This window comes from Aeromonas sp. QDB18 (assembly GCF_027705325.1).
Taxonomy (GTDB): Bacteria; Pseudomonadota; Gammaproteobacteria; order Enterobacterales; family Aeromonadaceae; genus Aeromonas; species Aeromonas caviae.
In genome coordinates this window covers 1-805 of sequence record NZ_JAPDBQ010000336.1, presented here as the reverse complement: position 1 = coordinate 805, position 805 = coordinate 1, and the positions used below count along the sequence as shown (strand labels likewise).

The window sequence follows — 805 nt, the reverse complement described above, 5'->3', positions numbered from 1 at the left end:
TATAGGGAGCGAATTCGTTCTGGCAACCCCTCCTCTGCAATAAAATTGCAAAAATCGGCACTTTTTTAGTTATTCATATCCAAACACAGCTTTTATACAAACTTATCCACAGAAACCGGTGTCATCTTGCTAGAATGGCCGAAAACAAGGAGGCCAAGATGGACTTGCGACTGAGACCTTACAAGGGAAAATGCCCGCAACTGGGCAAACGGGTATATGTGGATCCCTGTGCCACCCTGGTGGGGGATATCCAGCTGGGTGACGATGCCAGCATCTGGCCCATGGTGGCCGCCAGAGGGGACGTCAACCATATCCGCATCGGTGCCCGCAGCAATATCCAGGACGGTACAGTGCTGCACCTGACCCGCAAGAGTGCTGGCAATCCTGGCGGCTATCCGCTGCTTATCGGCGAGGATGTCACGGTCGGACACAAGGCGATGCTGCACGGTTGCACCATAGGCGACCGGGTACTGGTCGGCATGGGTGCCATCCTGCTGGATGGGGTGATCGTTGAAGACGATGTGATGATCGGGGCGGGCAGCCTGGTGCCGCCAGGCAAGCGGCTCGAGGCCGGCTTTCTTTATATGGGCAATCCCGTCAAGCAGGCCCGCCCTCTCAAGCCGGCCGAGATCGCCTTCCTGAAGACCTCGGCCGACAATTATGTGCTGCTCAAGGATGAATACCTGCAAGAGGCCTGACCCTGCAGCCACAAACAGGAAGCCCGGCATGATGCCGCAATGCTGTTCAGATAAGCACATTTTTGACTAATTATTCATAAATGCGACTTGAGTTGGGGGAGCAAGGC

1 protein-coding gene is annotated in these 805 nt (G+C 55.2%); it reads left to right on the top strand.

What is annotated here, in order from left to right:
- The first annotated feature begins 158 nt into the window (after positions 1–158).
- Positions 159–698, top strand: coding sequence for a gamma carbonic anhydrase family protein (locus OKC30_RS21225; RefSeq protein WP_041212350.1), 540 nt, complete (start codon positions 159–161; stop codon positions 696–698).
- Positions 699–805 lie beyond the last annotated feature (107 nt).